The organism is Streptomyces sp. NPDC096311 (genome assembly GCF_044763085.1).
Taxonomy (GTDB): domain Bacteria; phylum Actinomycetota; class Actinomycetes; order Streptomycetales; family Streptomycetaceae; genus Streptomyces.
In genome coordinates, this window is record NZ_JBIWFN010000006.1 from 311161 (window position 1) to 319328 (window position 8168).

The 8168-nt window shown below is 70.0% G+C and carries 8 protein-coding genes; 3 read left to right on the forward strand and 5 right to left on the reverse strand.

The window, feature by feature from the left end; translation table 11 throughout:
* Nucleotides 1-51: 51 nt before the first annotated feature.
* Nucleotides 52-726: a Crp/Fnr family transcriptional regulator gene (locus ACIRA5_RS18070; RefSeq protein ID WP_006382668.1), complete on the reverse strand. Its 675-nt coding sequence runs from the start codon at nt 724-726 to the stop codon at nt 52-54.
* A 303-nt stretch (nt 727-1029) separates the two neighbouring features.
* Here ACIRA5_RS18070 and nth point away from each other — a divergent pair, with 303 nt between their 5' ends.
* The 3 genes from nth (at nt 1030) to ACIRA5_RS18085 (ending at nt 4241) form a co-directional block, all read left to right on the forward strand.
* The gene (gene nth / locus ACIRA5_RS18075; RefSeq protein ID WP_403691741.1) at nt 1030-2115 is read left to right on the forward strand and encodes an endonuclease III; all 1086 of its coding nucleotides are present in this window, start codon (nt 1030-1032) and stop codon (nt 2113-2115) included.
* Between the two features lie 253 nt (nt 2116-2368).
* Nucleotides 2369-3028: a CoA pyrophosphatase gene (locus tag ACIRA5_RS18080; protein WP_075033588.1), complete on the forward strand. Its 660-nt coding sequence runs from the start codon at nt 2369-2371 to the stop codon at nt 3026-3028.
* 13 nt (nt 3029-3041) lie between these two features.
* On the forward strand, nt 3042-4241 hold the full coding sequence (locus tag ACIRA5_RS18085) for a MarP family serine protease (RefSeq protein WP_403691743.1): 1200 nt from the start codon (nt 3042-3044) through the stop codon (nt 4239-4241).
* A 60-nt stretch (nt 4242-4301) separates the two neighbouring features.
* Here ACIRA5_RS18085 and ACIRA5_RS18090 read toward each other — a convergent pair whose 3' ends face one another.
* The 4 genes from ACIRA5_RS18090 to nhaA form a co-directional block, all read right to left on the reverse strand.
* A complete protein-coding gene (locus ACIRA5_RS18090) occupies nt 4302-4481 on the reverse strand; it encodes a hypothetical protein (protein WP_079065266.1) in 180 nt (59 codons plus the stop codon).
* 150 nt (nt 4482-4631) lie between these two features.
* Nucleotides 4632-5582: an alpha/beta fold hydrolase gene (locus tag ACIRA5_RS18095; protein ID WP_403691745.1), complete on the reverse strand. Its 951-nt coding sequence runs from the start codon at nt 5580-5582 to the stop codon at nt 4632-4634.
* On the reverse strand, nt 5579-6055 hold the full coding sequence (locus ACIRA5_RS18100; protein WP_403691747.1) for a phage holin family protein: 477 nt from the start codon (nt 6053-6055) through the stop codon (nt 5579-5581). The genes ACIRA5_RS18095 and ACIRA5_RS18100 overlap by 4 nt, the downstream gene beginning before the upstream one ends.
* A 117-nt stretch (nt 6056-6172) precedes the next feature.
* On the reverse strand, nt 6173-7573 hold the full coding sequence (gene nhaA / locus ACIRA5_RS18105) for a Na+/H+ antiporter NhaA (RefSeq protein ID WP_403691748.1): 1401 nt from the start codon (nt 7571-7573) through the stop codon (nt 6173-6175).
* Between the last annotated feature and the right edge of the window lie 595 nt (nt 7574-8168).

Genomic DNA, 8168 nt, shown 5'->3' on the forward strand with positions numbered 1-8168 from the left:
CGCTGTGCAGCGAGGCCCTTCAGGTGCGTCGAAAGCCGATGCGCGGTGCGGTCAGCGCGAGCGCTTCGCGAGGCGCTCCACGTCCAGCAGGATGACCGCGCGGGCCTCCAGCCGGAGCCAGCCGCGGCCCGCGAAGTCGGCGAGCGCCTTGTTGACCGTCTCGCGGGACGCGCCGACCAGCTGGGCCAGCTCTTCCTGCGTGAGGTCGTGCACGACGTGGATGCCCTCCTCCGACTGCACGCCGAAGCGGCGGGAGAGGTCGAGGAGCGCGCGGGCCACGCGGCCGGGCACGTCCGAGAAGACCAGGTCGGACATCTGGTCGTTGGTCTTGCGCAGGCGCCGGGCGACGGCGCGCAGCAGCGCGGCGGCCACCTCGGGCCGCGCGTTCAGCCAGGGCTGGAGGTCGCCGTGGCCGAGGCCGAGCAGCTTGACCTCGGTCAGCGCGGTGGCGGTCGCCGTGCGCGGGCCCGGGTCGAACAGCGACAGTTCGCCGATGAGCTCACCGGGGCCCAGGACGGCCAGCATGTTCTCGCGGCCGTCGGGTGAGGTGCGGTGGAGCTTCACCTTGCCCTCGGTGACCACGTAAAGGCGGTCACCGGGGTCGCCCTCGTGGAAGAGAGCGTCGCCGCGTGCGAGGGTCACCTCACTCATGGAGGCGCGGAGCTCCGCGGCCTGCTCATCATCGAGCGCCGCGAAGAGCGGGGCGCGCCGCAGAACGTCGTCCACGAGTTCTCTCCTTGTCGACCTGCTCAGGGGATCTTGCTCCCCCGTGATACCAGGGGAGCGTGTTCCCCATCTTGCTGGACGGTCCAAACAGTGTGATCAGTCACAAGTCTGCCGCACTGGCGTGCCGGGCAGTGCGGCAGGGGGCCAATTGGGGGCTGATCTTCTGGGTCCGGGGCGGATGTCGGTGGGGGGCTTTAGGCTGGCTGGGTGTCCAAATCGCCGGTGAGAGCACAGGCCAAGGGGGCTGGGCGGGTGGTTGTACGTCGCGATTCCGCTGTGGGCGAACAGAGTTCCGCCGAAAGTATGAAAACGACAAAAGCGACAAAACCGACGCCGGTGAAGCCGGTCGCGAAGAAGGTCGCGAAGAAGGCTGCCAAAAAGGCGACAGCCACGACCGGGAAGACGACAGGCGTGGCCAAGAAGGCGGCGGCCTCGATCACGAAGGCGTCGGCTGCTTCCAAGAAGGAGGCACCGGCCAAGAAGGCGGTGCCTGCCAAGACGGCCGCCAAGACGGCCGCCAAGACGGCCGCCAAGACGGCCGCCAAGAAGGCGGCGCCTGCCAAGAGCGTGGCCAAGAAGGCCGCCCCGGCCCAAGCCGCCCCCAAGAAGGCGATCGCCGAGTCCCACGCCGCTCTCGTGCGCCGCGCCCGCCGCATCAACCGCGAGCTCGCCGAGGTGTATCCGTACGCCCACCCGGAGCTGGACTTCGAGAACCCCTTCCAGTTGGTGATCGCCACGGTCCTGTCGGCCCAGACGACCGACCTGCGGGTGAACCAGACGACGCCGGGGCTCTTCGCCAAGTACCCCACGCCTGAGGACCTCGCCGCCGCGAATCCGGAGGAGGTCGAGGAGATCCTCCGGCCGACCGGTTTCTTCCGGGCCAAGACCAAGTCGGTGATAGGGCTCTCCAAGGCCCTCGTGGAGGACTTCGGGGGCGAGGTCCCCGGCCGCCTCGAAGACCTCGTCAAGCTCCCCGGCGTAGGCCGCAAGACCGCCTTCGTCGTCCTGGGCAACGCCTTCGGGCGCCCCGGCATCACCGTGGACACCCACTTCGGCCGGCTCGTGCGCCGCTGGCACTGGACCGACGAGACCGACCCGGACAAGGTCGAGGCCGCCGTCGGCGCGCTCTTCCCGAAGAGCGAATGGACGATGCTCTCGCACCACGTGATCTTCCACGGCCGCCGCATCTGCCACGCCCGTAAGCCCGCGTGCGGCGCCTGCCCCATCGCCCCGCTCTGCCCCGCCTACGGGGAAGGCGAGACGGACCCGGAGAAGGCGCGCAAGCTCCTGAAGTACGAGAAGGGCGGCTTCCCCGGCCAACGCCTCAACCCGCCGCAGTCCTACCTGGACGCAGGCGGCATCCCGGCACCCCCACTGGGCGCCGGATGACGGAACGAACACGGCGCCGCCCGGCGTTGGGGAGAGCAGAACGGGGGTGGCGATGACGCACGCGAGCAACACGCACAGCAGGCACGACGAGCCGGACACACGCCGCACGCAGAACGAGCGGGACACACACCGCACGCAGAACGAGACGGGGACGCACGGCACGCAGAACGAGACGGGCTCTCACCGCACATACGACGGACCCGGCGCACACCACCGCACCCACGAAGGCCCCGACTCGCACAACGGCCGGGTCGTGGTGACCAAGGACGGTCTGCCCGCCTGGCTCGACCCGGTGGTGCACGCCGTGGAGACCGTGGAACCGCTCCAGCTGAGCCGCTTCCTGCCGCCGGCGAACGGCGCGGGGCGCCAGTCCGCCGTGCTCATCCTCTTCGGCGAGGGCGCCCGCGGCCCGGAGCTGCTGCTGATGGAGCGTGCCAGCTCCCTGCGCTCGCACGCGGGACAGCCCTCGTTCCCCGGCGGCGCCCTCGACCCGCAGGACGGTGACCCGAAGGCCGACGGGCCGCTGCGGGCCGCGCTGCGGGAGGCCGAGGAGGAGACCGGGCTCGACCCGAGCGGCGTCCAGCTCTTCGGCGTGCTGCCGAAGCTCTACATCCCGGTGAGCAGCTTCGTGGTCACCCCGGTCCTGGGCTGGTGGCGCGAGCCGACCCCGGTCGGCGTGGTCGATCCGGCCGAGACGGCCCGGGTCTTCACGGTCCCCGTGGCGGATCTCACGAACCCCGCCCACCGTGCGACGACCGTGCACCCCAGCGGTCACCGAGGTCCGGCATTTCTGGTCGAATCGGCCCTGGTCTGGGGCTTCACCGCGGGGATCATCGACCGTCTGCTGCACTACGCGGGCTGGGAGCTGCCCTGGGACCGCGAGAAGCAGGTCCCGCTCGACTGGCGCGCATGACAGGGTGGCCCCCGTGAACGTGCTGGACATCCTGTTGCTGGTCGCCGCCGTGTGGTTCGCGATCGTGGGCTACCGCCAGGGCTTCGTCGTCGGCATCCTGTCGGTGATCGGCTTCCTGGGCGGCGGCCTCGTCGCCGTCTATCTGCTCCCCGTCATCTGGGGTGCCCTGACAGACGACTCCAAGGTGAGTACGACCGTCGCCGTGGTCGCGGTGATCGTCGTGATCGTCTGCGCCTCCGTCGGCCAGGCCCTCACCACCCACCTGGGCAACAAGCTGCGCCGGTACATCACCTGGTCCCCGGCCCGTGCCCTGGACGCGACCGGCGGCGCCCTCGTCAACGTCGTCGCGATGCTCCTGGTCGCCTGGCTGATCGGTTCGGCTCTCGCGGGCACGACGCTGCCGACGCTCGGCAAGGAGGTCCGCGGCTCCAGGGTGCTCCACGGCGTCTCCGGTGCCCTGCCCTCCCAGGCCGACACCTGGTTCGCCGACTTCTCCTCGGTCCTCGCGCAGAACGGCTTCCCGCAGGTCTTCAGCCCGTTCGCCAACGAACCCATCACCGACGTCCGGCCCCCCGACCCGGCGCTCGCGAACAGCCCCGTCGCCCTCCGCGCCCAGAAGTCCATCGTCAAGGTGATGGGCACCGCGCAGAGCTGCGGCAAGGTCCTCGAGGGCAGCGGCTTCGTCTTCGGCAACCGCCGCGTGATGACCAACGCGCACGTGGTCGGCGGGGTCGACGAGCCCACCGTCCAGATCGGCGGCGAGGGCAGGAAGTACGACGCCAAGGTCGTCCTGTACGACTGGGAGCGCGACATCGCCGTACTCGACGTACCGAACCTGAACGCGCCCGCGCTCCAGTTCACCGCCAAGGACGCGGCGAGCGGCAACAACGCGATCGTCGCGGGCTTCCCGCAGAACGGCGCGTACAACGTCCAGCCCGCGCGCGTGCGCGGCCGCATCACGGCCAACGGCCCGGACATCTACCACCGCGGAACCGTGCGCCGCGACGTCTACTCGCTCTACGCGACCGTGCGCCAGGGCAACTCGGGCGGCCCGCTGCTCACGCCCGACGGCAGGGTGTACGGAGTGGTCTTCGCGAAGTCCCTCGACGACGCCAACACCGGGTACGCGCTCACCGCGGACGAGGTCCAGCCGGACGCCACCAAGGGCCGTACGGCCGATCAGCAGGTGGACAGCGACAGCTGCGCGCTCTGAGAGCGAAGGGTGACGGGCCGCTCCGGGAGCGAAGGGTGACGGGCGGCGGCGTGCGGGGCCTCAGCCTCGTGGGTGACGCAGCCGTACCGAAACCCAGCGGGCCCGGCGGCGCAAAATGCGCGGGATCCCCACGTGGGGGTCCGCGCCCGGCAACTGCGGGGTGCCCCTCTGATGGGAGCTCAGGCCCGTCGCCGAGCGGCGGTTGCGTGGTGCGTCACTGTAGTCGTGCGTCCAGCCCATACCTCGACGTCTGCCCCTGCCCCAAGGTCTATAACCTCGCCCGAGCCCCCCAATTGGCCTATGCGCGAGGCATTTGGCTGTTCGTAGGACACGCGTTCGTGTCCGCATACCGGGCAGGCCACGGGCCGCAATCGGACAGTCACCGACGGGTCACCGGTCAGGCTCGGGATCCTTCAGCCAGTTGACCAATTCGGTCGAAAACGCCACCGGGTCCTCTTCGTGGGGGAAGTGCCCGAGACCGTCGAACAGCCGCCAACGGTACGGTGCTTCGACGTACTCCCCAGAACCCGCCGCACTCCGCGTCCGCATCACCGGATCGAGCGATCCGTGCAGATGCAGCGTCGGCACCCGGACCGGCCGCTTCATGCGCCGGTTGAACTGGATCCCGTCCGGTCGTGCCATCGAACGGACCATCCACCGATAGGGCTCGATCGAACAATGCGCCGTCGACGGGATGCACATGGCACGGCGGTACGTCTCCACGGCCTCGTCGTCAGGCTGTCGCGGCCCCGACCAGTCCCGTACCAGACGACCCACCAGGGCGCCGTCGTCGGCGACGAGTTGGCGCTCCGGGATCCAGGGCCGCTGGAACCCCCAGATGTACGAACCCGCCGCCGATTGCTTGAGGTCGGAGAGCATGGCCGAGCGCCAGCGCCGCGGGTGCGGCATGGACGACACGGCGAGCCGGCGGACGAGCTTGGGGCGCATCACGGCCGCCGTCCACGCCAGATAGCCGCCCAGGTCGTGTCCGACCAGCGCGGCGTCGGGCTCACCCAGGGACCGTACGACCCCGGTGATGTCGAGCGCGAGGTTGGCGGGGTCGTAACCGCGCGGCGTGCGGTCGCTGCCGCCGACGCCGCGCAGATCCATGGCCACGGCCCGGAAACCCGCGTCCGCGAGCGCCACCATCTGCCGGCGCCAGGTCCACCAGAACTGCGGGAAGCCGTGCAGCAGCAGGACGAGCGGCCCGTCGCCCATCTCGGCGATGTGGAAGCGCGCGCCGTTGGCGGCGACGTCCCGGTGGGTCACTTCTCTCCCGCCGGGGATGTCGAGCCGCACGACTGAGGTGGGTTGCGCCGAAGGTGTGGCGGGGTCCGTCATGACGTCGAGCGTGCCACAACCTCGACCGCGTCACTCACAGGGGCGGTCCGGGGGTGAGGTTTGGCGTTCTGGAGCACACCCGCGGTCTCCTTGACCGAGGCGGCGACCTTCTGCGGGCCCTTGCCCTTTTTCGCCTTCTTCGCGAAGACCAGGCCGATCAGCGCGAGGGCGCCGGCGACCAGCACGTTCGCGGCGAACGACAGGACGAAACAGATCGCGAGATTCCAGTGGCTCCAGGTCCGGATGCCGTATGCCAGGGCGAAGTTCAGCATCGGGAGGGAGAAGATCAGCACCGCTCCGGCCGCGGAGAACGCGCCGCCGCTGGCCGCGCCGCGCTTGACGTCCCGCTTGAGCTGCGCCTTCGCCAGTGCGATCTCGTCGTGCACCAGTGCGGACATCTCGGTCGTCGCCGAGGCGAACAACTGGCCGATGCTGCGTTCGGCGCCGACCGGGCTGCCGTCGGGTGCGCTCATCGCGGACTCCCTCTTCTGTATGTGCCTGCTCTGTACGGGCTGCTCTGTACGGTCCGGCTGCCAACGGTGCCGGCACGGTCCCGACCATCCGGCCCTGACCGTCCCGTTCTGCTCAGATCATGCCGGACCGTGGTTCTCCTCGCTTGCCCCGCCCGCCACTTCGGCAAGCCTTCGGTGCTCGGCGGCCTTCCGTTCGTGGATCTCGGCCATCCGCAGGTGGTACGCCGGGTTGTTCTGCTCGTAGATGTCGGGGATGCCGTCGCTGTCCTCGTCGAGCTCCTCGGCCTCGTACAGCGCACGGTACTTGGCGTTGCGTACCTTCAGCAGCGCCGTGGCGAGTACGGCGGCTATGAGCGAGCCGATCAGTACGGCGGCCTTGACCTCGTCGGTGAGTACCGGGTCGTTCTTGAAGGCGAGTTCGTCGATGAGGAGGGAGACGGTGAAGCCGATTCCGGCGAGGGAGGCGACGGCGAAGACGTCGGGCCAGACGAGGTCCTCACTGAGCGAGGCCCTGGTGAACCGGGCAGCCAGCCAGGTCCCCCCGAAAATGCCCACGGCCTTCCCGACGACGAGCCCCAGCACGACACCGAGTGTCTCGGGCCGCGTGAACACGTCACCGATCGCCCCGCCGGAGACGACGACCCCGGCGCTGAAGAGCGCGAACAGCGGCACGGCGAGCCCGGCGGAAAGGGGCCGTACAAGATGCTCGATGTGCTCCCCGGGTGAGTGCTCCTCGCCCTCGTGCGGGTGACAGCGCAACATCAGCCCCATCGCGACGCCGGAGATGGTGGCATGGACGCCGCTGTTGTACATCAGCCCCCAGATGACGAGCGCGAGCGGCACATACACGTACCACCCGCGTACGCCCTTGCGTAGCAGTACCCAGAACACGCCGAGCCCGACGACGGCCCCGCCCAGCGCGCCGAAGTCGATGTGGTCGGTGAAGAAGATCGCGATGATGAGAATCGCGAACAGGTCGTCGACGACGGCGAGGGTGAGCAGGAAGGCGCGCAGGGAGGACGGCAGGGAGGTGCCGATCACAGCGAGTACGGCGAGGGCGAAGGCGATGTCGGTGGCGGTGGGTACGGCCCACCCGACGAGGGATCCGCCCCCGATCGCATTGGTGAGGGTGTAGACCAGCGCGGGTACGGCCATTCCGCACACGGCCGCGACGACGGGCAGTATCGCGGCCTTCGGGTCGCGCAGTTCCCCCGCCACCAGCTCGCGCTTGAGTTCGATACCGGCGACGAAGAAGAACACGGCCAGCAGTCCGTCCGCCGCCCAGTGCTGAACGGACAGGTTCAGCCCGAGCGCGGAGGGCCCGAGATGGAACTGACTGACGCTCGCGTAACTGTCCCGCAGCGGCGTGTTGGCCCACACCAGCGCGGCAACCGCCGCGACGAGCAACAGCACCCCACCGACGGTCTCGGTCCGCAACGCATCCGCGACGAAGTTCCGCTCGGGCAGGGACAGGCGCCCGAGGAGCTTGCGGTTGTTGGCGCTGGGCGTCGTCGCCACGGCGGGACCTCCGGGTAGTTACGGCTGTTTACTGACGGCCGCCACACGGGATCGCTGACGACACCGCCGACCAGACTTCCCGGCACACCCTGAGGCCACTACTTTACCTTGCCATTACAGCGAGATACTTCGTGTTACGGACATATGGTGCGCAAGGGGGTGAGTGGTCGCGCAGATATGCCGGGGCGCGCCCCGGCACCAACGAGGGCTGGACGTGATGGCGCACGGCCGCGCCGCACGGACCTGCGAGAGCCTGACCGGGACGCGGCGCGGGGGAGCGAGCCCATGGCCGGGTGGCGGCCGCGACGCGAGGCCATGCGGGGCGGGGCCTCACCGGGCACGGAGGCCGGAGCGGTGGTAACCGGCTCGACAAAGACCTCACGAGCCCTCAGACCCAGCACGCCCCAGGAGGAGACCTCCCAGTGCCTCGCCGCCGCGGGGAACACGGCCGGGGCCGGGCACCAGGCCTCAGCGGGGCCACGCAAGCGCGGGGTGGTCAGGGGGTGCGATCCCCGCCGGGGTGCCGGGGCGGAGCCCCCGGGTGGGTTACGGACGCAGGGCGGGGCCGAGCGATGTCGGGGGCGCGGGGTCCCAA

What these genes read in the sequence shown, in the direction of transcription:
- nth (WP_403691741.1), top strand. Translation starts at nt 1,030, where the DNA reads ATGAAAACGACAAAAGCGACAAAACCGACGCCGGTGAAGCCGGTCGCG.
- ACIRA5_RS18090 (WP_079065266.1), bottom strand. Translation starts at nt 4,481, where the DNA reads ATGGGCTGGACGCACGACTACAGTGACGCACCACGCAACCGCCGCTCG.
- ACIRA5_RS18095 (WP_403691745.1), bottom strand. Translation starts at nt 5,582, where the DNA reads ATGACGGACCCCGCCACACCTTCGGCGCAACCCACCTCAGTCGTGCGG.
- ACIRA5_RS18100 (WP_403691747.1), bottom strand. Translation starts at nt 6,055, where the DNA reads ATGAGCGCACCCGACGGCAGCCCGGTCGGCGCCGAACGCAGCATCGGC.